This window comes from Paraburkholderia unamae (genome assembly GCF_003268775.1).
Classification (GTDB): Bacteria; Pseudomonadota; Gammaproteobacteria; order Burkholderiales; family Burkholderiaceae; genus Paraburkholderia; species Paraburkholderia unamae.
Map to the genome: position 1 here is coordinate 12,115 of NZ_QLSU01000020.1, position 25,246 is coordinate 37,360.

The window sequence follows — 25,246 nt, forward strand, 5'->3', positions numbered from 1 at the left end:
CGCGCGTCATGCGCGGCGCATGCCTGACCTGCTTCTTCCCTGCTTCTTCCCGCCTTCCCCCGCCTTTCCCTCTCCTCTCCTCGCCTTGCCCCGCCGTCTCAGCCCGCCAGGTCGCGCAGCGGGTGCTCCGTCACGCTCCAGGGACTCTCAAACATCCGCTCGACATCGTCGCGGCGCACGTCCTCGATGCGGGCAAAACGCCAGCGCGGTTGATTGTCCTTGTCGATGATGCGCGCGCGGATGCCTTCCACCACGTCGCCCATGGCGAAGCTCGATCGCGTGAGATCGAGATCGCGCCGCAGGCAATCGGCCATCGTGCCTTCCGCGCGCGACACCACTTCGAGCGATACCGCCATCGAGAGCGGCGAGCGCTCGCGCAACACGCTCACGGTCCGGGCGGCCCACCCGGCCTCCGCGCCCTCTCCCGCGTCCGCGCGCTGTGCCGCTTCCAGCGACGCGAGCATGGCCGGCACGTCGGCCTGCGAAAAATGGCGGTCGATCCAGCCGCGCACGGCAGCCAGCGGCGAGCGCTCGGCAAGCTCGCGCGCGGCGTCGGCCGCCAGCGCCGCGCGGCGCACGGATGCCACCACCTCAGCGCCGCTCGCGAACCGCTCGCTTTCCAGCGCATCGAGCAACGCCGGCCATGCGGCTTCGTCGAGCAAGGTGTCGGCGAGGCCCGCATAGAGCGCGCTCGCCTGATCGAGCGTCTCGCCCGTCACCGCAAGGTAGCGGCCGATCGCGCCAGGCGTACGTGCGAGAAACCAGCCCATGCCCACGTCCGGAAAGAGGCCGATACGGGTCTCGGGCATCGCCATGCGCGTCGTCGCCCCCGCCAGCCGCAGCCCGCCCGTGCGATGCGCGCCCTGCGAAATCCCCATGCCGCCGCCCATCACCACGCCGTGCAGCAGTGCGATGTACGGCTTCGGGTAGGTAAAGATCGTGTGGTTGAGGCGGTACTCGTCGGTAAAGAACGTGTCGAGAGCGGCCTGATCGCCCGCGCGATACGACTCATAGAGAAAGCGGATGTCACCGCCCGCGCAGAACGCGCGCGCGTGGCGCGAGCGCACGATCACCGCGAGCACGCCGGAGTCGTTGCGCCATTGCTCCAGTGCGGCGAGCATGGTGCCGACCATGGCGGTGGTGAGCGCATTGAGCGCCTGCGGGCGCTCCAGTTCGATATAACCGATGCCGTTCGCCACGCGCGTGAGCACGTGCGGGTCGGCTTCGGCGGAGGGAGAGCTTGCGGTGGCTTCGTGTGACATGGCGATGGAGAAGACGCGACAGGGCTTATGAGGCTATCACGAGGCCACGCCCGGCGTTTGCGACGCCGGCAGCGCGGCTGATCCGCCTTGTGCGCCGAACCAGGCGTCGAGCGCGGCGTCGATCAACGGGCCCGGCGCCGAAGGCGCGAAGCCCGCGAGCGTGAGCATGACCACGCCATGCAGCGTCGCCCAGAGCGCCTGCGCGAGCGCCGTGCGATCGGCCGGCGCGCCGCTTGCCGGCGTCAGTTCGGCCAGTGTCGCGGCGAAGAGCGTCGCGCCGCAAACGTCTGCGACGCCCCCATCGGCTTCGCGTTCGACCTCGACTTCAGGCGCCGGCGGCACGCTTGCGGCGGCAGAGGCAGCAGCCGAGGCAGAAGCGCGAGCGCGTCGGGCGGGCGGCCCCACGTCGGGGGAGCGACGCTTGCGCGCCATGAAGATCAGCTCATACGTTTGCGCCTGATCGCAGCCAAACGCCACATACGCATGCGCGAGCGCATGAAGCCGCTCGCGCGCGTCGGCAATCTGCGCACAGGGCTCCAGATGCGTGAGCAGTTGCGCATAGCCTTCGCGGCCGAGCGCCTGCGCGATCTCATCGCGCCCTTCGAAATAGAGGTAGAGCGAAGCCGGCGAGTAACCAATCGCGTCGGCGATCTTGCGCATCGAGAGCGCGGCAAAGCCATCGCGCAGGACAATACGGCGGGCGGCGTCGAGCATGCGTTCGCGCTGGTCGTGACGCGTGCGGGCGCGTGCTTCACGTTCCTTGCCGCGTTCCTTGCGCTCACTGGTATTCATGACGTGACTGAGGGCAGCGGCAGACTAAACATCGGGCGACGCGAGTTGAACGCAATGACGGACACAACAGCGAACACCGTTAGGACCACAAACGGCCCGGCGGGAAATGGCCGCTCTTGAGCAGCACCGGCGAGCCGTTGCTCAGTTCGAGGTGCGCGCGCGCCACGGCCTCGATGCGCGGGCGTCCCGCGTCGAATGCCTCCATCCACGCGTCGCGATTCGCGGGCAGCGCGCCGAAATGATCTTCGAGCGCCTCCACGGAAATCGCGCACGGCACGGGTGTGCCGTCAACCAGCGCGGCAAAGACCACGGTCAGATTCGAGTCACGATAGAGCGGCGCATCGGCAGGAAAACGGATAATCATGACCAGCCCCAGTGGGGAAACTCAGCGGAAAGGCTCTGTCCCCTGTGCACGACGCGACGCACGGAGATAACCGCTCATATTACGCGCGATGCACAATGGCTGACACAAACGTGACCGCCCCGCCCACGCGCCGGACAATGCCGGGTGCGGCCGCACCCTTTTCCCTGGACACGAGACCGATGACTCCCAAGCTGAACGGCCGATACTTCACAGGAAACGAGGAGATTCCCGAACCGCGGGCCGCGAGCCAATGGTTCCGTTACGCGCAGGAGCACGACATCGACATCGCTCGCGCGATCAGCCTGTGGGAGGACGCGGCCACGCTCAACGGCGATAGCAGCCGCGAGGCGGTGGCGGCGGCGGGCATCCGCATCGTGCCGCCCGACTGCTGAGACGCACACCACCCGCACCGCCGGCTTTCAGTGCGCCTGCATCTTCGAAAACAGATTCAGCACGACCACGCCGGCCACGATCAAGCCGAGCCCGAGCACGGCCGGGAGGTCGGGCACCTGGCGATACAGCGCCATCGCAACGAGCGTGATGAGCACGATGCCCACGCCCGACCACACTGCATACACCACACCTACCGGCAAGCTGCGCAACGTGAGCGAAAGCCCATAGAACGCCACGCCGTAGCCCACCACGACAATCGCCGAGGGTGTGAGCCGCGTGAAGCCGTCCGAGGCGCGCAGCGCCGAGGTGGCGATCACTTCGGCCACGATCGAGATGGCGAGCCAGGTCCAGGGAGAAAGGCGCATCACGTCAGGCCTTCGCGAGCGCGAGCTGGCCATAGTCGACGTCGAGTTGCGCGCACAGCGCCTCGACGACGAGTTCGTGATCGGCGCGCTGCGGCAGGCCCGAAACCGTCACCGAACCGATGACGCCCGCGCCCGCCACGGCGAGCGGAAACGAGCCGCCATGCGGCGAGAACTCGGCGATGGACAGGCCGTGCTTCTCGGCGAGCGTCGAGCCGGTCTGCTGCATGCGCAGGCCGATCACATACGAGCTGCGGCGGAAATGCTCCACCACGCGCGACTTGCGGCGCACCCAGTCGGCGTTGTCGGGGGTGGCGCCGTCGAGCGCGCAGAAAAAAAGTGTTTGCCCGAAGGTGCGCACGTCGATGGCGACCGCGAGCGAGCGGGCGCGCGCGAGTTCGTGCAGATGCGAGCCGAGTTGCCAGGCGCGATCGGCGTCGAAACGGGGAAACACCAGCGCATGTTCCTGCGCGGCAATCGATTGCAGATCGAGGGCGATATCCATGGATGGAGCGATAGAGAAGCGCGAATGAAGCTAGCCGCGCGAATGGAAGGCAAGGCGCCGGCGCGCACGATGAACCCTGCGCCGACCGAGCCCCGATTCTATCCTGGCGGGTCGCGCAGCCGCCGCACGCGCGCTGTGCCATCAACAACGCGCCATCGCGCAATCCTTCTGCAACCGGGCGGAAAGGCAGTCGTCATTTAATTGTTGCGTTGCCGCGCGAACTGTCCTATAATCTTTTCTTCGACGGACGCGGGGTGGAGCAGTCTGGCAGCTCGTCGGGCTCATAACCCGAAGGTCGTAGGTTCAAATCCTACCCCCGCAACCAGCAGAATTCGAAAGGGTTACAGGTCAACGGCCTGTAACCCTTTTTCCGTTTACACGCGCAATTCGCTGCGCGATTCCCCCCGCCCTTGCCCTCTGCTTCGACCGCTTCCCGGCACGCGCCCGAGCGGTGATAAACTCGCATCACCCATCCCCCTATCGTGCCCATGAAATTCTGCTCGACTTGCGGTCAGGCGGTCAGCCTGCTCATTCCGCCCGGCGACAATCGCGAACGCTACGTCTGCTCGCACTGCGGCACCATCCACTACCAGAATCCGCGCAACGTGGTCGGCACGGTTCCCGTCTGGGAAGACAAGGTGCTGCTGTGCCGCCGCGCGATCGAGCCGCGCTACGGTTACTGGACACTGCCCGCCGGTTTCATGGAAATGGGCGAGACGACGGCCGAGGCCGCGGCGCGCGAAACGCTGGAAGAAGCCGGCGCGCGCGTCGAGGTACAAAACCTCTTTTCGCTCCTGAACGTGCCGCGCGTGCACCAGGTGCATCTGTTCTATCTCGCGCGTCTGCTCGACATCGACATCGAAGCCGGTGAGGAAAGCCTCGAAGTGCGGCTGTTCGAAGAGCACGAGATTCCGTGGGACGACATCGCGTTCCCCACGGTCGGGCAGACCCTGCGCTTTTTCTTCGCCGATCGCCAGTCGGGCAGCTACGGGCTGCACACCGGCGACGTCCTGCGCTCGCTGCGCGACGGCTGATTGCTCTACTGACTGCGCCCGCCACGATGGTCCCCTGGCTCTCGCCCGACGACCCTTTTCCCGCCGTCGAGCGCGCGCTCGGCGCGTCGAGCGGCGCGCCGGGTTTGCTCGCCGCGAGCGCGGATCTGCTGCCCTCGCGCCTGATCGAGGCTTACCGGCGCGGCATCTTCCCGTGGTACTCCGACGGCCAGCCGGTGCTCTGGTGGAGCCCCGACCCGCGCATGATCCTGCGCCCCGACGAGTTCAAGGTTTCGCCTTCTTTCAGAAAAACGCTCAAGCGCGTGCTGCGTGAAGACGCATGGGAAATTCGCGTCGACGACAACTTCGCCGCCGTCATGCGCGCCTGCGCGAACGCGCCCCGGCGCGGCCAGCGCGGCACCTGGATCACCGCCGACGTGATCGACGCCTACTCCGCCCTGCACCGCGTGGGCGACGCGCACAGCATCGAGGCCTGGCTCGACGGCGAGCGCGTGGGCGGGCTTTACGGCGTGTCGCTCGGCACGATGTTCTTCGGCGAATCGATGTTCGCCTCCGTCACGGACGCCTCGAAAATCGCGCTCGCGGCACTCATCGCGCATCTGCGCCGCCACGGCGTCGAGCTGATCGACTGCCAGCAGAACACCGCGCATCTCGCCTCGCTCGGCGGGCACGAAATCTCGCGCAAGGCGTTCATCGCTCACGTGCGCACGCACGTGAACGCCGCGCCCATTCCCTGGAAGTTCGACAAAGCCGTGCTCGCCGATCTGCTCGGCGGCCGGGGCGCGCCCGACGAGTTCTTGCCCGCTGCATAAACGGCGCTGCACGCCTGTTGACCGGCGGCGTGCACACGCGCGACAGGCCGTGCAATTCGATGGAAACATGTTCGGCGTCAATGTTAGACTGAAGTTAGAACCCGTCGCCGCCCCTGTTGGCATGCCGCGTGCACCGCGCCCGGCGACGATCCGAACTGCTACGAGAGCTGCCAACGTGACGCATCCAAACGAGCTGCCGCTTTCACCGCTTTCCGCGCTGCAATTCTATGCAACGGCGCCTTACCCCTGTAGCTATCTGGAGGGGCGTATCGCGCGTTCCCAGGTGGCCACGCCCAGCCATCTCATCAATTCCGACGTTTATACCGATCTCGTGAAGGCCGGCTTCCGGCGCTCGGGCGTGTTCACCTATCGGCCCTATTGCGACGGCTGCCGCGCCTGCGTGCCGGTGCGCGTACCCGTCGAGCGCTTCGTGCCCAACCGCACCCAGCGCCGCGCGTGGAAGCGCCATGGCGCACTCGTCGCGACGGTCGCGCCGCTGCACTACGACGAAGCCCACTACGCGCTCTACATGCGCTACCAGTCCGCGCGCCACGCAGGCGGCGGCATGGACCGCGACAGCCGCGACCAGTACGAGCAGTTCCTGCTGCAAAGCCGGATCAACTCGCGGCTCGTGGAATTTCGCGAGCCCGATCCGCAGCATCCCGACGAGCCCGGCCTGCTGCGCATGGTGAGCATGATCGACATCCTCGGCGACGGGCTCTCCTCGGTGTACACGTTCTTCGACCCCGACGCGACGCACACAAGCTACGGCACCTACAACATCCTCTGGCAAATCGAGCAGGCGCGCAGCCTTCAATTGCCTTACGTCTATCTTGGCTACTGGATTCGCGAGAGCCCGAAGATGGCGTACAAGGCGCGCTTCCAGCCGCTCGAAGGCCTGTTCGACGGCGCATGGGCCGCGCTCGCGCCCGAAGCCTGAGCGAAAGCCGGGCCGCAGCGGCTCACCCGGCGCATCGCCCTGGCCCGGCGTTACCGCTAAAATAGCGGGTTCCCATTTTCCGGCGCCCGCGCCTCCTTCCCGTGTTCAGCACCCTTTATCCGTTCGTCCGCGACCAGCTCTTTCGCATGGACGCCGAAGACGCCCACCATCTGTCGCTGCGCATGATCGGCGCCGCCGGCCGCACCGGCATGGCCGGCCTCATCGCGCCGCGCGTGCCCGACGCGCCGCGCACCGTCATGGGCCTCACCTTCCGCAATCCCGTGGGTCTCGCCGCGGGTCTCGACAAGGAAGGCGCCGCCATCGACGGTTTCGCCGCGCTCGGCTTCGGCTTCATCGAGGTGGGCACGGTGACGCCGCGCCCGCAGCCGGGCAATCCGCGTCCGCGCATTTTCCGGTTGCCGCAGGCGGGCGGCATCATCAACCGGATGGGGTTCAACAATCACGGCGTGGAGCAGTTCGTGAAGAACGTGCAGGCCGCGCGCTATCGCGGCATTCTAGGCCTGAACATCGGCAAGAACGCCGACACGCCGATCGAGCGCGCCGCCGACGACTACCTCTTCTGCCTCGAACGCGTCTATCCGTTCGCGAGCTACGTGACGATCAACATCTCGTCGCCGAATACGAAGAACCTGCGCCAGTTGCAAGGCGGCGGCGAACTCGACGCCCTGCTCGCGGCGCTCAAGAACAAGCAGCAGCGTCTGGCCGACATGCACGGCAAGCTCGTGCCGCTCGCGCTGAAGATCGCGCCCGACCTCGACGACGAGCAGATCAAGGAAATCGCCGACACGCTCCTGCGCCACAAGATCGAAGGCGTGATCGCGACCAACACCACGCTCTCGCGCGCCGCCGTGGAAGGCATGCCGAATGCGAACGAAACGGGCGGCCTTTCGGGGCGCCCCGTGTTCGAGGCATCGAACAACGTGATTCGCAAGCTGCGTGCCGAACTGGGCGACCAGGTGCCGATCATCGGCGTGGGCGGCATCTTCTCGGGCGACGACGCGCGCGCGAAGATCGCGGCGGGCGCCTCGCTCGTGCAGGTGTATACGGGCTTCATCTACCGCGGCCCGGCCCTCGTTGCCGAATGCGCGCGGGCGCTGGCCTCGGGACGTGCGTAAAGCTATAGTGGCAGGCTAGTCACGGCGCATCGGAGGCGCTGTGCACTAGCACAGTATTTGACACGACTGCGCGAAGCAGGAGAACAAGAGGACAACATGAAATCCGGTTTGCTGAAGAAACTCTTTGCACTCGCAATCGTCGGCGCATCGTTCGTCGCGGCGAGCGCCCACGCCGATGACCTGCTCGACCAGGCGAAAGCGCGCGGCACGCTGCGCATCGGCCTGGAAGGCACCTTCCCCCCGTTCAACTCGAAGGCGCCCAACGGCGAACTGGTCGGCTATGACGTCGACATCGCCCGTGCCGTGGCCGCGAAAATGGGCCTGAAGCCCGAGTTCGTCACGACCGAGTGGAGCGGCATCATCGCCGGCCTCCAGGCGGGCAAGTTCGACGTGATCGTCAACCAGGTGGGCGTGACCGACCAGCGCAAGGCCGTGCTCGACTTCTCGCCGGCGTACACGTATTCGGCCGCGCAGCTCATCCAGCGCAAGGACGACACGCGTGCGTTCAAGACACTCGATGACCTCAAGGGCAAGAAGCTGGGCGTCGGTCTCGGCACCAACTACATGGACATGGCGAAGTCGGTGCCGGGCATCGACGTGAAGACCTATCCGGGCGCGCCCGAGTATCTGCGCGACCTGGCCGCCGGGCGTCTGGACGCGGCGCTCAACGACCGCCTCATGCTCGCCTATCTGCTGAAGAACTCGCATTTGCCGCTGCGCACGGGCGCCATTGTCGGCAACGGCAATCCTTCGGCGATTCCGTTCAAGAAGGGCAATCCGAAGTTCGCCAAGGCGATCGACGACGCCATGACGCAGCTCGAAGCCGACGGCACGTTCACGAAGATCTCGGACAAGTGGTTCGGCATCGACGTGACCAAGCCGATCTCGCAGTGATCCCGCAATGATCCTGAGCGCCGCACAGCCCGGCTGACGCGAAGGGCGGCATCGCAGGATGCCGCCCTTCGCACATGGACGGCCCCATGCAAACCGCGCCACCTCACCTCGTTACCTACGCCCATGCCCATCTATACGCTCATCATCCAGTCGCTGCCGGTGCTCGCACAGGGCGCGGTGCTGACGGTCAAGTTCGCCGTGCTTTCGATGATCTTCGGGCTGATCGGCGGCGCCGTGCTCGCGCTCATGGGCATCAGCTCGAACCGCGCGCTCGTGTTCATCGCGCGCGTGTACGTGAGCCTGATGCGCGGCACGCCGCTGCTCGTGCAGATATTCGTCATTTACTACGGATTGCCGAGCATCGGCATCTCGCTCGATCCGACGCCGGCCGGCGTGATCGCGCTTTCGGCGAACGTGGCGGCGTATCTCTCGGAGAGCATGCGCGGCGCGATTCTCGGCATTCACAGCGGCCAGTGGCTCGCGGCGTATAGCCTCGGCCTCTCGCGACGCCAGACGCTGCGCTACGTGATCGCACCGCAGGCGCTGCGCATTGCCGTGCCGAGCCTTTCGAACAGCCTCATCAGTCTCATCAAGGACACGTCGCTCGTTTCGGTCATCACCGTGACGGAGCTCTTGCGCAGCGCGCAGGAGATCATCGCTTCGACGTATCAGCCGCTGCCGCTCTATCTCGCGGCGGCCGCCGTTTATTGGGTGCTGTGCCAGGTGCTCGAATGGGTGCAGCACTGGTACGAAAAGCGTCTCGCACTACCCTCGCGTCACTGAGCGCCTGCCGGGTCGATAACCGGCGAACGCACTCACAAGCGGCCCGCACATGCGGGCCGTTTCTTTTTCACTCGCAGGGAAAGCGCAGTCCGAGCGTTGCGCGCGCGGCGTCCGCCATCGCGAGCATGCGGCGCGACGTGTCGTGCGTCATTACCGGGCTCTCCAGCGCGCCCGCACGCAGCAACTCGCAAAAGTGCGCGGTCTCGTAGTTCAGGCCGCCGCCTTCGAACGGCTCGTCGAGTTCGACAACGCGGCCATCTGTGTAACGCACCGTCGCGCGCGCCGGATTCCACCAGTTGGCGTGAATCGTCACATTGCCTAGCGGACCCGCCAGCAATGCGTCGCCATAGCCGTGCAGATCGAGCCCGCAAAATAGCTGCGCAATACCGTGCTCGTGCTGGCAGTTCAGGCTCGCGAACGTGTCCACGCCGCTCGCGCCAAGACGCCCGACGGTCTGCACCTCGCGCGGCGCGCCGAGCCAGTCCACGGCGAGAAACATCTCATACACGCCGATGTCGAGGAGTGCCCCGCCCGCCTGCTCGAACGAAAATGAGGGATGGTCGGCCGGCACGTTCGCGACGGAACACCCGGCGCGCACGAGGCCGACCGGCCCGATCGGATCGGCGGCCAGATGGGCGCGCAATGCGCGATAGAGGGGATAGAACGGCGGCTTCATCGCCTCCATGAAGAGGCGCTGGGCGCGGCTCGCGGCATCGAGCACGCGTTCGAGCTGCGCGCCGTTGACCGTGGCCGGTTTTTCGCACAGCACGGGCAGACCGGCCTCGAGCGCGGCGATCGCGTAGTGCGCGTGACTGTCCTGCATCGTGGCGATATACACGGCGTCGATGCCGCTAGCGAAGAGCGCTTCGAGGCTCTCGCAAGCTTGCGCGCCGCAAGTGTCCGCAAGCGCCTGCGCGGTTTGCATGCGCCGCGACCAGACCGCCTCGACGCGTGCATGCGGCACGTGCGCGACGCCCTGTGCGAAGCGGTGCGCAATGCGCCCCGCGCCGACGATGCCCCAGCGTATCGTTTGTGTTTCGCTCATGTGATGCGTGCTCCGGCTGTGAGGTCCAGGGCGCGCCGCGCAGCACGCGGCAGGCCCAAAGACACGCACGATACCGGCACGCCACGCGCGCCGCAATGCGTCCGCATCAACGTCCGCATCGACATAGGCGCGGCGCCCGCCTGAAGCGGCGCGCCCCATGCACACGACGCGTCAGCGCTGCTCCAGCGCCTCGGGCGCGAGCGCCCGCATGAGTTCGTCGGCCGTGTACTCGATCATCGCCAGCGCCGCCGCTTCGGCCTCCTTGGGCGCGCGCCGCTCGATCGCGTCGACCACGCGTTCGTGCGCGGCCACGACATTCTGCCAGCCGCCGTCGCGAGCATTGAGGATCGGGTTGACGAGCGATAGCGCGCCGCGAATGATCGCCGCCATCTGCTGATAAAACTGATTGCCGCTCGCCGCGAGAATCCGCGTGTGCAGCAACGCGTCGGCGCTCTGGAAGTTCGGGTCGTCGGTGCTCGTCTGGCGCAGCGCCTCGAACGCCTCGCGTATGCCGGCAATATCCGCCGCGCTCGCGCGCGCGGCGGCGAGCGCGCATGCCGCCGGCTCGATCAGGCCGCGAAACTCGATCACGTCGCGCAAGAACGTCTTGTCGGGCTTCGCGCGAAAGCGCCAGTTCACGACGTCCTCGTCGATCATGCGCCAGTCGCGCATGGGCCGGATGCGTGTGCCGATTTTCGGCCGCACATCGAGCATGTGGCGCGCGAGCAGCATGGAGAGCGCCTCGCGCATCACCGTGCGGCTTACGTCGAACTCCTTCGAAAGGACATCCTGCGGCGGCAGCACGGCGCCGTACCGCTCCTCGACGATGCCTGAAATCAGCCCGTCCATCACCTTGCTGACGAGCGAGCGTTCCTTGTTCCCCAGTTCCATGACCCTTACCCCCCCGATGCGGCGTTATCGCCCTGTTAGCCGGTTACTGCGCGGGCCCTCGTGCGTCGTCGAACTTATGTGGTACGTTGCCATGCGAACTGCATAATTCGCCAGCCAGGATATCTCCTGACGTGAGGCTTGCTTCATAAACGTATCGTTCGTACTGACGCGTGCTGCGGCGGCCCTTGCGCGCTACGATTGCAGTGCTTTTTGCTGCTTTTGTAAGGCGACTGTATGTATCGCCCGCTTACTTCAACCGAACCCTCCGCTTCATTCGGCAGTCCCTGGCAGTGCATATGCAGCGATGGCGGCGTGGATGTTTCTTTCCCGCACGCTTTTCAGCGCGCGTTCACGCGCGCGCTTGCATCGATGCGTCCGCCTATCGTTGTATCCGGCCATACTGATCGTCGAAACGCACGATGTCGTCCTCGCCGAGATAGCCGCCCGACTGGACCTCGATGATCTCCAGCGCCGTCTTGCCCGGATTCTCCAGCCGGTGCTTCACGCCAAGCGGAATGTAAGTGGACTCGTTTTCCGAGAGCAGGAACACTTCGTCGCCGCGCGTCACGCGCGCCGTGCCGCGCACGACAGTCCAGTGCTCGGCGCGGTGATGATGCATTTGCAGCGAAAGGCAGCCGCCGGGCTTCACGACGATGCGCTTGACCTGGAAGCGCTCGCCGTGATCGAGCGAGTCGTAACAGCCCCATGGCCGCTCCACGCGGCGGTGGTGCTGCGCGATCTCGCTGCGCTGCTCCCTGAGCTTGCTCACCACCGCCTTCACGTCCTGCACGCGATCCTTGGCCGCGACGAGCACCGCGTCGGCCGTCTCGACCACCACCACGCCATGCACGCCCACGCACGCAACGAGCCGCCCGTCCGAATGCGCGAACGTGTCGGTCACGTCCTCGAAAATCACGGGCCCGCGCGCGACGTTGCCGCTCGCGTCCTTGTTCGACACTTGCCACACCGCGTCCCACGCACCGACATCGGACCAGCCCGCGACCATCGGCACGACCACGCCCGCAAGCCGCGCGTCCGACCCCACCGACTCCATCACGGCATAGTCGATCGAATCGGACGGGCACGCGGCCAGCGCCGCGGCATCGAGATGCACGGTGCCGTCGGCGTCGACGGCAGCCGACTCGAACGCCGCCGCGCACTGCGCCGCGATGGCGGGCCGGCAATACGCGATGGCGGCAAGCCACACCGATGCGCGCACCACGAAAATGCCGCTGTTCCAGAGGTAATCGCCGGAAGCGACGTAACGCGCGGCCAGCTCCGCGTCGGGCTTTTCCACGAAGCGCTCGATGCGGCGCGCACCGCTCGCGCCGAGCGCCACGCCCGCGCCGATATAGCCGTAACCGGTTTCCGCGCGCTGCGGCGGCACGCCCAGCGTGACAATCGCGCCGCGCGCCGCGTACGTGACCGCCTCTTCGAGCGCGGCGGCAAAGGCGGCGCGATCGGCGATCAGATGATCGGCGGGCATGGCGACCAGCACCGGGTCGCTGTCGCATGCGGCGCCTGCGCCTTCACGGGCGAGCGCCGACTCGCATTCGGCGCGCGCGGCAAGCGCGGCCACCGTCAACGCGGGCGCGGTATTGCGCGCGACCGGCTCCAGCACGACACGCGCCGCCATGCTGCTGCGGGCGAGCCGGTCGAGCGTCATGAGCCGCAACTCCTCGCTGCTCACCACAACGGGCGCCGCCTTGCGCACGGCCGCCCCCGCCTGCGCGTAGACGCCGTCGAGCCGCCGCACGGTCGCTTCGAGCAACGACTCGCCATCGAGCAGATCGATCAACTGTTTCGGACAATGCTCGCGAGATAACGGCCAGAGCCGCGTGCCCGAACCGCCGGCCAGCACGACAGGCTGAACGACGAGCGCGACTTCGCCTTCATTGGCTGCGGCGATCAAGCTCGCAGGCGTCACGACCTGGTTCATGCAGGGAACTCCCCGATCAATAGGAATCGTCACGGCATGGTCACGTTCAGTGGCGTCTCGCCCGAGGCTTCGCGCCTTCCGAACCACGTCTTGCGGTCCACGTTTTGCGGTCCATTTACGGACCTCATTGGAGCAAACCTGGCTGCGGCATTCTGTACGCATACCCACACTGATCGATGGCATGCCGCCCCACACTGCCGGTCACGGCGCGACGTTTCACAGCCGAACGCTTTTTCGCCGGCGCGGGACGCTCAATGACAGAAGTGAATCAAAATCGTCGCGTTTTTCCGGGCGCACTCCACGCCCTCGCAAGTCGCCGCTTATTGATGTTTCAGCGAGGAGCCATTTCTGAAACCCCGGCCCCACCGATAAATACATCAATAAAATCAATCAGTTAAATGTTGAAAAAATTCACTGCGCGCGGCGGGGGCACGCACCATGGCCGTACAAAACTGAAACAAAAATGCGGTGTTACGCCGCAGCGCGGCATGCGCGCCTCGCGCAGAGCCGCATGCACGCTTGCTCTGCCATCAACTGGCACACACCCTGCTATAGAAAGATCGCCACACAAGCGCAAACGCGGACAACCAAGATCGCGGACGCAAAGCGGGACTATGGGGCCGGCACGTCGAACACCAAAGCCGTACGGGAAACGGCAGACAACAACGAGTTCGACGAACGGAATCAAAAAACAGGAGGCGGCCAGCGCCGCCTCGCACGAGGACCAGTCATGTTAACCCTTCAATCCGATCTTCACGGCAACCATTTGCTGGGCGCCCTCCCGTCGCATGAATGGCAGGCTCTCGCCCCGCATCTCGAACTCGTTCATCTGCGCACCGAACAACTGCTGTGCGATTCCGGCCAGCGCATTCATCACGTGTACTTTCCGACGACCGCAATCATCTCCTTGCTCTCGACGATGGAAGACGGCAGCTCGGTCGAAATTGCCGCGGTGGGCCGCGAAGGCATGACGGGCGTGCCCGTGCTCACCGGCGGCGAAACGATGCCGAACCGCGTGCAGGTCCAGTGCGCGGGCTTCGCCTACCGCATGAGCGCGCCAAGCCTCAAGCAGCAGTTCGCGCGCTCGGATTTCCTGCGCCGCCTCATGCTGCTCTACATGCATGCGCTGCTCACCCAGGTCGCGCAGACGGCCGCCTGCAACCGTCACCATTCGCTTAGCAAGCAGTTGTGCCGCTGGCTGCTGATCGAAGTGGATCGCGTCGCGTCCAACGATCTCTCCGTCACGCAGCAACTGATCGCCGACATGCTCGGCGTGCGCCGCGAAGGCATTACCGAGGCGGCCGGCAAGCTGCACGACGAAGGCCTGATCCACCATAGCCGCGGCCATATTCGCGTGCTCGATCGCAAGGGGCTCGAAGCGCGCGCCTGCGAATGCTACGGGCTCGTGAGCCGCGAGTTCGAACGGCTGCTGCCGCGCTTGCGCCAGGCGGAAACGGTCGAATGACCTCACGCTCGCGGCCCGTGCCGCGAGCGCGTCTCTTGCGCAATCTCTGCAAGGCGTGCCCGTGGCGGCACGCTTTGGCGTTTGCTCCGCGCAAACAGGGCATCGGCCATTTCGCAGCGTTCGGTGACGGGATCGGACATCGCACAGGATAACGAATCAATTCTGGATCGATACGTCAGCAGGAGAAAACAGCGCGTGCGCTCCTGCATGACCGGATTCAATGGGCAGTCGACGTGCTCGCCTGGGCAAGCGGCAATGGCGGAAGCTTCTCGCGTTCGCGCACGAACGGATCGGTCGGCTCCTGAAGCCTCGGCGCCGGGCTCGTGTCCGCGTTGCGCAGTTGCACGGGCGAGCCGTCGTTCTTCGCGACCTTGCGGTTTTCGCCGCACGGGTGGTCGGTCATCGCGGCAGCCTCGCGGAAGTCGTCTTCCTGGCACATGATGTTGAAGGCAATGTCCTTGCGATCCATGCGCCATGCCACGGCGGCGTTCAGCCGCTTGTTGCAGTCCAGATCCTTGATGGTGCCCGCGGCCGTCGCGCCGACACCCACCACCGACACGGCCGCCGATATGCTGCCCCAGCAGGTTTCGGTCACCGAAGCCGTGAGGCCGGGCGCATAGACCGTGGGCGTGGTGCGCACGTCATAGGAGCCGTGATAGGTCACGTCCGAAGCGCCGCCGCTCGGGAGCACAACGGTGTTCGAGACGGTGCTCGTCTGGCTCGACGTGGAAGTGGTGCCCGACGTCATCGTCGGCGTGGTCTGAGCCCAGGCAGCACCTGCAAACAGCAACACCCCGGCAACGGCAATTTTTTGTTTAAGCTTGCTCATCGATATCTCCGTGAACGGAAAGGGGGCCGCGCCCCCCTTCCGACGCGCTAGTGAACGGCTGACGCGTTGCGCTTTACCAGCGCAGGCCGCCCGTGAGCGAACCCGCGCCGCCCGCGGCGAGGATGCCGACAGCGCCGTCGGCGTTGGCCGTGCCCGAGCCCTGTGCGCCAGCCGTCGACGAGAAGCCCGAACCGCCGTAGCTGCCGCTCGAACCGTTAAACGACGTGTTGATGACCGACGAGTTGAAGTTCTGCGAACCCGACTGCGTGGCGCTCGTGAAGCCCAGCGTGGACGAATTCTGGCTCGTGGTCGTCGTGCCGGTCTGGCCGACGGCGCCGTTGGCCACCTGGCCATACGTCTGCGTGTTGCCGGTTTGCGTGCCATAGCTCGAACCGAACGTGAGGCTGGCGTTCGAGAACGACTGGTTGCCTTGCGACACCGTCGCATCGATATGACCCGGCACCGACAGCGTCGAGTTGAAGTTGCCGTTGACCGACGACGTCGAGTTCGACGTCAGCGCCGTTGCGCCAAAGCCCACGCCACCCGCGCCCACCGCCGACGTGGTCGACGACGACGGTGCGCTCACCGAACCCGGACCGCCCGCGAAAGCGGCAGCCGAACCGAGGGAGAGCATGGCGGCGAGCGAAATGGCTTGAATCTTGTTCATGATTTTGGTCTTCCTGATAAAACAGGGGAACGTTGGATGAATACGCCCGCACACCCCCTGATAGCGCGGATGCATTTAACACGACTTCAATTGCAACGGAAAAAAGCCCGAATTAACGGCGCGCAAAAGCCCCGCGGACCGACCCGTTATTGAGTCGCCCGTCAAAATCGAATTACCCGATTTAAATTCGCGCGCCGATCGTCATTTTGCGCATTCGCGCAAAATGACCAATCAAACAGAATTGAAAGTCTGGGAACCGGAAGGGAATGCCCCGTGAAATTCTGCGTGCTTCACGGACCTCATTGAATAGCAGTCCGATACAAATCGCCTACCACCAGCTGTTGTCATTGCTTCCCCGTGTACCGCGCGGCACGCGCTATCTTTGATCAGGCGCGCCGGGAGACAGAAACACACGGGCCGACGCGCTCTCGCGCTCCGCCCTTCCCCTGTCCGGCTGCTTCCACGTCTCTTTTAGCGAACCACTTGCATAACGTCGCCGGACGGTGAATTTATATCTCAGATGGTAAGAGCATTGCTACGCCATTCACACGTTTTATGTGCGGTGCTCAACGTAAGGGAATGCCGGCGCCTTGAATTTCCGATTTCGCTTTCAGAAATTATTCAAAAGGGATTTGATGCGCAGATTGGATGCGATGGCAACCCACCACGGAAAATCGCGTTATTTTAATGATTAATGGCGGTATTCCGTTCGGCAGGCCACGCAGGCCCGCCGGAAAAAAGAGCGGCAGCGTACAGGCAAAATCGGCCAAAACCCGGCAAAGCCTGCTCGCCCGGTTTTGGCCGCGACAACTGCCGCTCGCGCGAGACCCGTCAGGCCTTGCGGTACTGAATGCGCTCTACGCCGGTTTCGCCGCCGAGCAGGCACAGGTCCGCGCCGCGTGCGGCGAACAGACCCACCGTGACCACGCCCGGCCACGCATTGACGTGCGCTTCGAGCGTGCGCGGGTCGCTGATGCGCAGGCCCTTCACGTCGAGGATCTCGTTGCCGTTGTCGGTGATAAAAGGCGAGCCGTCTTTCTGCACGCGCAGCACCGGCACGCCGCCGAGCGCGGTGACGCGGCGGCCAATGGCCGTGCGCGCCATCGGCACGACTTCGATGGGCAGCGGGAACTGGCCGAGCACCTCGACGCGCTTGCTCGCGTCGGCGATACAGACGAACACGTCCGAGACCGAAGCGACGATCTTTTCGCGCGTGAGCGCGCCGCCGCCGCCCTTGATCATCGCGCCCGCGCCGTCGATTTCATCGGCGCCGTCCACGTACACGGGCAACGAGTCGATCTCATTCAGGTCGAAAATCTTGAAGCCGTGCGCTTCGAGGCGCGCGGTGGTGGCGACCGAGCTCGACACGGCGCCGCGATAGCGGCTCTTGCTCGCGGCAAGCGCGTCGATGAAGCAGTTCGCGGTGGAGCCCGTGCCAACGCCGATCACGGCGCCTTCCGGCACGTTCGCGTTGACATAGTCGGCGGCCGCCTGGCCGACCAGTTGCTTGAGTTCGTCTTGAGTCATGGGAGTACAGCCCGAGGAGGAGAAAAACGCGGAATCCGCATAGTTTACCGGAGTTGCGGGCGCAGCCCGCCCGCAACCCGCAGGAACGCGCCCGCTCAGCGCGCGGCGGAACGCTGGCGCACGGCCTCGAACAGACACACGCCGGAAGCCACGGAAACGTTCAGGCTTTCGACCGTGCCCGCCATCGGAATGCGCATGACTTCGTCGCAGGTTTCGCGCGTGAGGCGGCGCATGCCCTCGCCTTCCGCGCCCAGCACGAGCGCGACGGGGCCGTCGAGCTTGGTCTCGTAGAGACCCACGCTCGCGTCGCCCGCCGTGCCCACCACCCACACGCCCGCCTCCTTGAGCTCGCGCAGCGCGCGCGCCAGGTTGGTCACGGTGATGTAGGGCACGGTGTCGGCCGCGCCGCTCGCCACCTTCGCGGCCGTGGCGTTCAAGCCCACGGCGCGGTCGCGCGGAGCGATCACCGCATGCGCGCCGGCCGCGTCGGCCACGCGCAGGCACGCGCCGAGATTGTGCGGATCGGTCACGCCGTCGAGCACGAGCAGGAGCGGCGAGCCCTGGATGCCGTCGAGCAGTTCGGCGAGATTCTGCGCAAGCGGCAGATCGTGCACGCGCGCGACCACACCCTGGTGGCGCTCCGTGTGCGCAAGGCCCCACAGGCGCGTTTCATCGGCTGCGATCACGCGCGCGCCCGCTTCCTTCGCGGCGTGCAGGAAGTCCTGCATGCGGCGGTCACGGCGCGTCGGATCGTAGTAGACATCCTCGACCGTGGACGCGTCGTGCCGCAAGCGTGCGGTCACCGCATGAAACCCGTAAAGAACCTTGAGACGTGACATGACTGAGACAACCCCTGATGAACGGTTTGCGGCGCAGACACTGCACCGCATACAACGATGATGCTGCCGGCCGCGCTGCGGCCCGGCGCATGCGGGTCGTGCCCGCATGTGAAAAAACCGGGCGCGCGCACGGAGGCGCGGCCCGGACAGGAAACGGCGGCGGAGCGCATCACGCGCCCCGCATGGCGCTCAGCGCTTCTTGCGCGACGGCTGCTTCTTGGCCGTCGGCTTGGGGGCCGAGCGTTTTTTCGCGGTCTTGGCCGCCCCGCGCGCGGCGCGTGCTTCCTTTACCGCGACGCTCGGCGCAGGCGCGGCTCGCTTCTGGCGCGCGGCGTCGCCGCCAGGCAGCGCGCGCAGGCGCGGACCGCCGTCGCTACCGCCCTTGTCGGCCAGCATCGGCCGGTTCCCGCCCGGTTTCACGGGCGTGTCGCGCACGAGCCGGAAGTCGATCTTGCGGGCGTCGAGATCCACGCGGCTCACCTGCACGCGCACGCGGTCCGAGAGGCGATAGCGAATGCCGGTGCGCTCGCCGCGCAGTTCGTTCTTGATCTCGTCGTACTGGAAATAGTCCGAGCCCAGTTCCGTCACATGCACGAGACCTTCGATGAAGAGCGCGTCGAGCTGCACGAAAATGCCGAACGACGTCACGCCGCTCACCATGCCGCCATATTCCTCGCCGAGCTTGTCGCGCATGAAGTAGCACTTGAGCCAGGCCTCCACGTCGCGCGAGGCTTCGTCGGCGCGGCGCTCGTTCGCCGAGCAATGCAGGCCCAGCTCTTCCCAGATCGCCGTGTTGCCGCCGCGATTGCGGCGCGGGCCGCGCTTCTCTTCGTCCTCGGCCTGCAACGCGCGGGCGCGCGGCGACAGCGCGGTGTTGAGCTCGACGCCCTCGGGCGCCTGCGGCTGGTACTTCTTGCCTTGCAGGATCGCGTAGATCGCGCGGTGCGTGAGCAGGTCGGGATAGCGGCGAATCGGGCTCGTGAAGTGCGCATAGGCCTCGTACGCGAGCCCGAAGTGGCCGATGTTGTCCGGGCTGTACACCGCTTGCTGCATCGAGCGCAGCAGCATGGTTTGCAGCATCTGCGCGTCGGGACGGTCGCGGATGTGCGCCATCAGCGCGGCGTAGTCGCTCGCGTGCGGCGTGTCGCCGCCGCCGAGCGAAAGGCCCATGCCGCGCAGGAAGGTGCGCAGATTCTCGAGCTTCTCCGCGCTCGGCCCCGCGTGCACCCGGTACAGGCCCGGATGCTTGTGGCGCTTCATGAAGTCCGCCGCGCACACGTTGGCGGCGAGCATGCACTCCTCGATCAGCTTGTGCGCGTCGTTGCGCTGGCGCGGCACGATCTGCTCGATCTTGCCCTGCGCGTTGCAGACGATATACGTTTCAGTCGTGTCGAAGTCGATCGCGCCACGCTTCTGGCGCGCGGCGAACAGCGCCTTGTACACGCCGTAGAGGTTCTGGAGCTGCGGCAGCAGCGCCGCGCGGCGCGTGGCCTCCGGACCCTTCGTGTTGGTGAGCACCGCCGCGACTTCGGTATACGTGAGTCGCGCGGCCGAGTGCATGACGCCCGGATAGAACTGGTACGCCTTGATCTCGCCGCGCGCGGTGATGACCATGTCGCACACGAGCACGCAGCGATCCACATGCGGATTGAGCGAGCAAAGCCCGTTCGAGAGCTTCTCGGGCAGCATTGGAATCACGCGGCGCGGGAAGTACACCGAGGTGCTGCGCTCGATCGCATCGATGTCGAGCCCGGTGCCGGGCAGCACATAGTGCGAGACGTCGGCGATCGCGACGATCAGGCGGAAGCCCTCGCCCTTGCCGACCTGCATCGGTTCGCAATACACGGCGTCGTCGAAGTCGCGCGCATCCTCGCCGTCGATCGTGACGAGCGGCACGTCGCGCAGATCCACGCGGTAACGAATGTCGGTGGGACGCACGGCGTCCGGCAGCTTCGCGGCTTCGTCGAGCGCGGGCTTGCTGAACTCGTGCGGCACGCCGTACTTGCGCACGGCGATCTCGATCTCCATGCCGGGATCGTCGATGTCGCCGAGCACCTCCACCACGCGCCCAAGCGGTTGCGAGTGGCGGCTCGGGAAATCGGTGAGCTCGACGACCACGACCTGCCCGACCTTCGCCTTCTTCGGATTCTGCGTGATGAGAATGTCGTGGCCGATACGCTTGTCTTCGGGCGCGGCGATCAGCGCGCCGTTCTCGTTGAGCAGGCGCCCGATCACGCTGCGGTTCGCGCGGTCCGTGACTTCGACGATATGCCCTTCCGGGCGCCCGCGCCGGTCATAGCCGACGATGCGCGCAAGCACGCGGTCGTTGTGCATGACCTTCTGCATCTCGCCTTGCGGCAGGAACAGATCGTCCTGGCCGTCGTCGCGGATGAGGAAACCGTAGCCGTCGCGATGGCCCTGCACGCGGCCGGCGACGAAATTCGAGGGATGCGCGAGCTGGTAGTGGCCACGCGAGTCGAGCCGGATCTGCCCGTCGCGCTCCATGGCGGCGAGCCGTCTGAAGAACCCTTCGCGCTCCTGGCGCTTGATGGCGAGCGCCTCGGCGATATCGTTCGCGGTGCAAGGCGAGTCGCTGGTCCGCAGCACGCCGAGGATCTCTTCGCGGCTGGGAATCGGATACGGATATTTGCTCAAGGGCTTGTCGATGGTTGTTCTCGTTGCGTGGACGTCGGATTTCGCGCGGCCCTGATGTGTGCAATACATGCGCTACATGCGGGCAGCGCCCCGGCCTTCGAGTGCTGCAACCTGCCGGCCCCGCGCGGTTTGCTCAATCGCTCAAATCGCTCACAACATATAGGGATGCCGGCGGAACTGCTGCGAGGCATTCTAACACCCGCGCCGCACCCGACGAGCCGAGGGAGAGGCGTTGCGGCGCACCCCGGCGCCCGCGTCACGCGCACGACCCTGCCGTGGATGACATGCTTCCCCGATCTCAACAAAACGCTTGACAGCCGTTTCAGGCCCGCTATAATTTCTGTCTTTGCTGCACAACACGTAGCAAAAAGTAGTAAGCGACACCTTGCCCAGGTGGCGGAATTGGTAGACGCACCAGGTTCAGGTCCTGGCGGTGGCAACACTGTGGAGGTTCGAGTCCTCTCTTGGGCACCAGAATTTGAAAGGCCGGCTTCTTGCCGGCCTTTTTCATTTCTCGCGCAGCGGTGAGGACGACTGCCCTGCTATCGGGCAATGCGAAGCGTCATCTTCCCGAGATGAAGTTTTTTTGAAAACATCTATTGACACACTCCGAGAAACGCGCCATAATCTCCTTCTAGCTTGAAGACGTGCCCAGGTGGCGGAATTGGTAGACGCACTAGGTTCAGGTCCTAGCGGTGGCAACACTGTGGAGGTTCGAGTCCTCTCCTGGGCACCACGTCTTATCAAGCAGAACTAGTAGTACACAGGATTCATCGAAAAAGCCCGCAAATTAGCGGGCTTTTTTGTTTTCCGCTCCTGCCGTCCCTGCTGCCATCCCTCCCGTTGTATTTCATGGTATACATTGCCTCGCGCCTTCGAGCACATTGATGGCGCCAAACGTTCGCGGCACGATGCATGCACGCGACGCGCACTCTATCGATTGAGGAAGACCGGATGGAACTCGTCGTTGTCGCCGCTATCGTCGCCGTGAGCTTCGGCGCCGCCGCGACCTGGCTGCTGGCAACACGCCTGCCCGAGCGCTGGCTCGAAAAGAACGCGAGCGAGGGCCGTTACGCGCATCTCGGCATGCAGGAAGCGTCCACCGACGAAGCGGATACGCGCCGCATTCAGGCGCGCAACGACACACGGCGCGTACGCCGCGAGCGCGTGCGCGCCCGACTTCAGACCGCCGCCAGAATGATGCGAGCGCTGCGCCCCGCCGCCACGCGTCAAGGCCGGGGGCCCGCCGCGCGCCCTTAAGGTTCAGCGCCGCGCGCTCATTCGTGCGAGCCCAGCGGAGAAGGCGCGAACGCCGAATCGCCGACCTTCGCCTCCCGGCCCGACTCGAAGATCCAGCGCCGCCGCATCGGCTGCAAGATCACCTTCGCACACACCCCCGCCATCATCGCCACGCAGGCGACCATGTCGAACACCATGTTCCAGCCGCCATGCACCGCGAGCAGCGTGGCGACCGGCACGAGCATGGCCGCGGTCCCCTTCGCCGTATAAAGCGTGCCCGCGTTGCCTGCCGCATAACGCGCGCCGAACGTGTCGGCGCAGGTCGCCGGAAAGTTCGAGAAGATGTCGCCGTAGAACAGGAACACGAGCCCCGAAAACAGCATGAAGAGATACGGGTCGTGGCCAAAAGCACGCAAGCCGAGCAACGCGAGCCCTTCGCCCAGAAATGTGATGAACATCGTGTTCTCACGGCCGATGCGATCCGAAATCAGCCCGCACAGCGGCCGCGTAAAGCCGTTGCAGAGGTTGTTGATCGAGAGCGTCATGGTGAGCAGCGGCAGCGTCGCGGTCATGAGCGTGACCGGCATCGAGGCAAAACCGTAGCTCTTGGCGATCGGGCCGATCTGCGCCGTCGCGATGATGCCGCCCGCCGCCACGCACACGAACATCGCATACATCACCCAGAACACGGGTGCGCGCACCATCTGCCGCGTCGTGTAGTCGGTCTTGGTCGCCACAACGCGCTTGATGCCGGCCGCATGCGCGGGCGGTTTCGGCCGCACCATCACGAGCGCGAGCGCCATGATGCAGGCGCCTTGCAGGAGTCCGAAGAATACGAACGCGTGTTCATAGCCCGACTGCTGGATCATGTTCGAGATCGGGATGACCGTGAGTGCCGCGCCCGCGCCGAAACCGGCGGCCGTCATGCCGGCCGCGAGGCCGCGCCGGTCGGGAAACCATTTGAGCGCCGTGCCCACGCACGTGCCGTATACGCACCCCGCGCCGATGCCCGCGATCACGGCCGCAATGTACAACACCGGCAACGCGGGCGCCCACGCATCGAGCACCCAGCCGAGCGCCACGCAGCACGCGCCGCCCATCACGACCGGGCGCGGGCCGAAACGGTCGACAAGCCAGCCTTCCACGGGCACGAGCCACGTTTCCGTCACGATGAAAATCGAAAAGGCGAGCTGGATCGCGGCCTGTCCCCAGTGATGCCGCGCATCCATCGGCACGACGAAAAGCGTCCACGCATATTGCAGGTTTGCGACGAGCCCCATGCAGAGAATGCCCGCCACGAGCTGCACCCAGCGGTTGTGCCGCCGCGCCGTGTAGCCGCCTTCGTTACGATCGGTATATGCCACGTTGTCTGTCTCCATCCGTTGTGATTGCCCGCGGGCCCTTGCGTGTGCCTCGCATGCGCCCGGCGTGCGCTTGCCGCGGTGCAGCCGGTGCGGCAGGCGTTGCGCCCGCCGCGCCTTCCATCAAACGTCAAGCCGCTTCGAGCTGCCGCAGCAACGCATCGACGCTGCCCTTCGCATCGCCGAACAACATTCGTGTGTTGTCCTTATAGAAAAGCGGATTGTCGACGCCCGCGTAGCCCGTCGCCATGCTGCGCTTGGAGACGACCACGGTGCGCGCCTTCCACACTTCCAGCACCGGCATGCCGGCGATCGGGCTGCCCGCGTCCTCCTGCGCACCCGGGTTGACGATATCGTTCGCGCCGATCACGAGCACCACGTCCGTACTCGTGAAGTCTTCGTTGATCTCGTCCATTTCGAGCACGATGTCGTACGGCACTTTCGCCTCCGCGAGCAGCACGTTCATGTGGCCAGGCAAGCGCCCCGCAACGGGGTGGATGCCAAAGCGCACGCGTATGCCGAGCGCGCGCAGCCGCCGCGTGATCTCGCTGATGGTGCCCTGCGCCTGCGCGACCGCCATGCCATAGCCCGGCACGATCACGACTTCTTGTGCGTCACGCAGAAGCGAGCCCACTTCGTCCACGGTGGTCGCCACGACTTCGCCCTGCGGTGTCGAACTCGTCGTGGCGCTCACCGCGCCGAAGCCGCCGAGGATCACCGAAACGAAGCTGCGATTCATCGCGCGGCACATGATGTAGCTGAGAATCGCGCCGCTCGATCCGACCAGTGCGCCCGTGGTGACGAGCAGGTCGTTGTCGAGCATGAAGCCCGTTGCCGCCGCGGCCCAGCCCGAGTAGCTGTTGAGCATCGAGACCACCACGGGCATGTCCGCGCCGCCGATCGCCATCACGAGATGCACGCCGAGCGCCGCGGCGAGCACGCACATGACGATGAGCGCATAGAGCGCGTCGCCGCCATCGGGTGCGCTGACGAAGCGATAACCCAGCGCGATGCACGCGCCCAGCACGACCGCGTTGAGCAGATGCCGCGCGGGCAGCACGAGCGGCTTGCCGCTCACCGTGCCTTGCAGCTTCAGGAACGCGACGATCGAGCCGCTGAACGTGACCGTGCCGATAAACGCGCCGACATAGATCTCCGTGTCGTGGATCGCGCGCTCCACGCCGCTCATCGCGCTCGCGGGCGAGAGAAAGTTCGCGAAGGCGATGAGCGTGGCCGCGAGACCGACGAAGCTGTGCAGCACCGCGACGAGTTGCGGCATCTGCGTCATCTCCACGCGACGCGCGAGCATTGCGCCGAGGCCGCCGCCCACGAGCGCCGCGACGAGCGCGATCTGCAAGCCCGCGCCGCCCGTGACGAGCAAGGTGGCCAGCACGGCGATCACCATGCCGCTCACGCCATAGAGATTGCCGCGCCGCGCACTGGCGGGATGACTCAGCCCTCGCAGACTGAGGATGAAGAGCGTCGCCGCGCCGAGCCACGCCATGTTGCCGATTCCGTTGAGCATGACGTCTC

General features: G+C 65.7%; 24 protein-coding genes and 3 tRNA genes. 12 read left to right on the plus strand and 15 right to left on the minus strand.

Annotated elements, in window-relative coordinates; all coding sequences use genetic code 11:
• Positions 1–98: 98 nt before the first annotated feature.
• The 3 genes from C7401_RS27980 to C7401_RS27990 all read right to left on the minus strand — a co-directional run bounded on the left by C7401_RS27980 (position 99) and on the right by C7401_RS27990 (position 2,418).
• Positions 99–1,262 (minus strand): enoyl-CoA hydratase/isomerase family protein, encoded by a 1,164-nt coding sequence (locus tag C7401_RS27980; RefSeq protein ID WP_112174677.1) that lies wholly within the window; start codon positions 1,260–1,262, stop codon positions 99–101.
• Between the two features lie 36 nt (positions 1,263–1,298).
• A complete protein-coding gene (locus C7401_RS27985; protein WP_112174678.1) occupies positions 1,299–2,054 on the minus strand; it encodes a TetR/AcrR family transcriptional regulator in 756 nt (251 codons plus the stop codon).
• A gap of 79 nt (positions 2,055–2,133) precedes the next feature.
• Positions 2,134–2,418, minus strand: coding sequence for a DUF1488 family protein (locus C7401_RS27990; protein WP_112174679.1), 285 nt, complete (start codon positions 2,416–2,418; stop codon positions 2,134–2,136).
• A 179-nt stretch (positions 2,419–2,597) separates the two neighbouring features.
• Between C7401_RS27990 and C7401_RS27995 the strand changes: the two genes are divergently transcribed.
• The gene (locus tag C7401_RS27995; protein WP_112174680.1) at positions 2,598–2,810 is read left to right on the plus strand and encodes a hypothetical protein; all 213 of its coding nucleotides are present in this window, start codon (positions 2,598–2,600) and stop codon (positions 2,808–2,810) included.
• Between the two features lie 27 nt (positions 2,811–2,837).
• Here C7401_RS27995 and C7401_RS28000 read toward each other — a convergent pair whose 3' ends face one another.
• Positions 2,838–3,176, minus strand: coding sequence for a DMT family transporter (locus tag C7401_RS28000; protein ID WP_112174681.1), 339 nt, complete (start codon positions 3,174–3,176; stop codon positions 2,838–2,840).
• A 4-nt stretch (positions 3,177–3,180) separates the two neighbouring features.
• A complete protein-coding gene (locus tag C7401_RS28005) occupies positions 3,181–3,678 on the minus strand; it encodes a heme-degrading domain-containing protein (protein ID WP_112174682.1) in 498 nt (165 codons plus the stop codon).
• 248 nt (positions 3,679–3,926) lie between these two features.
• Between C7401_RS28005 and C7401_RS28010 the strand changes: the two genes are divergently transcribed.
• The 7 genes from C7401_RS28010 (at position 3,927) to C7401_RS28040 (ending at position 9,256) form a co-directional block, all read left to right on the plus strand.
• Positions 3,927–4,003, plus strand: a tRNA-Met gene (locus C7401_RS28010).
• 163 nt (positions 4,004–4,166) lie between these two features.
• Complete coding sequence (locus C7401_RS28015) at positions 4,167–4,712, plus strand: NUDIX hydrolase (protein ID WP_112174683.1); 546 nt, start codon at positions 4,167–4,169, stop codon at positions 4,710–4,712.
• Positions 4,713–4,738: 26 nt separating this feature from the next.
• Positions 4,739–5,503, plus strand: a complete 765-nt coding sequence (gene aat / locus C7401_RS28020; protein ID WP_181565713.1) for a leucyl/phenylalanyl-tRNA--protein transferase — start codon at positions 4,739–4,741, stop codon at positions 5,501–5,503.
• 175 nt (positions 5,504–5,678) lie between these two features.
• Complete coding sequence (locus C7401_RS28025) at positions 5,679–6,443, plus strand: arginyltransferase (protein ID WP_112174685.1); 765 nt, start codon at positions 5,679–5,681, stop codon at positions 6,441–6,443.
• Positions 6,444–6,544: 101 nt separating this feature from the next.
• Positions 6,545–7,579 (plus strand): quinone-dependent dihydroorotate dehydrogenase, encoded by a 1,035-nt coding sequence (locus C7401_RS28030; RefSeq protein WP_112174686.1) that lies wholly within the window; start codon positions 6,545–6,547, stop codon positions 7,577–7,579.
• Between the two features lie 96 nt (positions 7,580–7,675).
• On the plus strand, positions 7,676–8,473 hold the full coding sequence (locus tag C7401_RS28035; protein ID WP_112174687.1) for a transporter substrate-binding domain-containing protein: 798 nt from the start codon (positions 7,676–7,678) through the stop codon (positions 8,471–8,473).
• A 123-nt stretch (positions 8,474–8,596) separates the two neighbouring features.
• Positions 8,597–9,256, plus strand: coding sequence for an amino acid ABC transporter permease (locus C7401_RS28040; RefSeq protein ID WP_112174688.1), 660 nt, complete (start codon positions 8,597–8,599; stop codon positions 9,254–9,256).
• Between the two features lie 67 nt (positions 9,257–9,323).
• Here C7401_RS28040 and C7401_RS28045 read toward each other — a convergent pair whose 3' ends face one another.
• The 3 genes from C7401_RS28045 to C7401_RS28055 form a co-directional block, all read right to left on the minus strand.
• Entirely contained in the window at positions 9,324–10,301 is a 978-nt protein-coding gene (locus C7401_RS28045) for a Gfo/Idh/MocA family protein (protein ID WP_112174689.1), read from the minus strand.
• Positions 10,302–10,472: 171 nt separating this feature from the next.
• On the minus strand, positions 10,473–11,192 hold the full coding sequence (locus tag C7401_RS28050) for a FadR/GntR family transcriptional regulator (protein WP_112174690.1): 720 nt from the start codon (positions 11,190–11,192) through the stop codon (positions 10,473–10,475).
• Positions 11,193–11,571: 379 nt separating this feature from the next.
• The gene (locus tag C7401_RS28055) at positions 11,572–13,131 is read right to left on the minus strand and encodes a mannose-1-phosphate guanylyltransferase/mannose-6-phosphate isomerase (RefSeq protein WP_112174691.1); all 1,560 of its coding nucleotides are present in this window, start codon (positions 13,129–13,131) and stop codon (positions 11,572–11,574) included.
• A 730-nt stretch (positions 13,132–13,861) separates the two neighbouring features.
• On the opposite strand from C7401_RS28055, the gene C7401_RS28060 reads away from it, so the two are divergent.
• Entirely contained in the window at positions 13,862–14,596 is a 735-nt protein-coding gene (locus C7401_RS28060) for a Crp/Fnr family transcriptional regulator (protein ID WP_112174692.1), read from the plus strand.
• Between the two features lie 217 nt (positions 14,597–14,813).
• On the opposite strand, the gene C7401_RS28065 is transcribed toward C7401_RS28060, so the two are convergent.
• The 5 genes from C7401_RS28065 to rnr form a co-directional block, all read right to left on the minus strand.
• Positions 14,814–15,425: a hypothetical protein gene (locus C7401_RS28065; protein WP_112174693.1), complete on the minus strand. Its 612-nt coding sequence runs from the start codon at positions 15,423–15,425 to the stop codon at positions 14,814–14,816.
• A gap of 73 nt (positions 15,426–15,498) precedes the next feature.
• Positions 15,499–16,092 (minus strand): hypothetical protein, encoded by a 594-nt coding sequence (locus C7401_RS28070; protein ID WP_112174694.1) that lies wholly within the window; start codon positions 16,090–16,092, stop codon positions 15,499–15,501.
• A gap of 831 nt (positions 16,093–16,923) precedes the next feature.
• Complete coding sequence (rpiA, locus tag C7401_RS28075; protein WP_112174695.1) at positions 16,924–17,619, minus strand: ribose-5-phosphate isomerase RpiA; 696 nt, start codon at positions 17,617–17,619, stop codon at positions 16,924–16,926.
• Between the two features lie 95 nt (positions 17,620–17,714).
• A complete protein-coding gene (rlmB, locus tag C7401_RS28080) occupies positions 17,715–18,458 on the minus strand; it encodes a 23S rRNA (guanosine(2251)-2'-O)-methyltransferase RlmB (RefSeq protein ID WP_112174696.1) in 744 nt (247 codons plus the stop codon).
• A gap of 189 nt (positions 18,459–18,647) precedes the next feature.
• On the minus strand, positions 18,648–21,113 hold the full coding sequence (gene rnr, locus C7401_RS28085; RefSeq protein ID WP_112174791.1) for a ribonuclease R: 2,466 nt from the start codon (positions 21,111–21,113) through the stop codon (positions 18,648–18,650).
• A 387-nt stretch (positions 21,114–21,500) separates the two neighbouring features.
• Here rnr and C7401_RS28090 point away from each other — a divergent pair.
• From C7401_RS28090 to C7401_RS28100, 3 genes are all read left to right on the plus strand, one after another.
• A tRNA-Leu gene (locus C7401_RS28090) sits at positions 21,501–21,587 on the plus strand.
• Positions 21,588–21,762: 175 nt separating this feature from the next.
• Positions 21,763–21,849 (plus strand) — tRNA-Leu (locus tag C7401_RS28095).
• 218 nt (positions 21,850–22,067) lie between these two features.
• The gene (locus tag C7401_RS28100; RefSeq protein ID WP_112174697.1) at positions 22,068–22,373 is read left to right on the plus strand and encodes a hypothetical protein; all 306 of its coding nucleotides are present in this window, start codon (positions 22,068–22,070) and stop codon (positions 22,371–22,373) included.
• A 17-nt stretch (positions 22,374–22,390) separates the two neighbouring features.
• On the opposite strand, the gene oxlT is transcribed toward C7401_RS28100, so the two are convergent.
• Together oxlT and C7401_RS28110 are read right to left on the minus strand one after the other, a co-directional pair.
• Positions 22,391–23,731, minus strand: a complete 1,341-nt coding sequence (gene oxlT / locus C7401_RS28105; protein ID WP_112174698.1) for an oxalate/formate MFS antiporter — start codon at positions 23,729–23,731, stop codon at positions 22,391–22,393.
• Between the two features lie 112 nt (positions 23,732–23,843).
• The gene (locus C7401_RS28110; RefSeq protein WP_112174699.1) at positions 23,844–25,238 is read right to left on the minus strand and encodes an NAD(P)(+) transhydrogenase (Re/Si-specific) subunit beta; all 1,395 of its coding nucleotides are present in this window, start codon (positions 25,236–25,238) and stop codon (positions 23,844–23,846) included.
• Between the last annotated feature and the right edge of the window lie 8 nt (positions 25,239–25,246).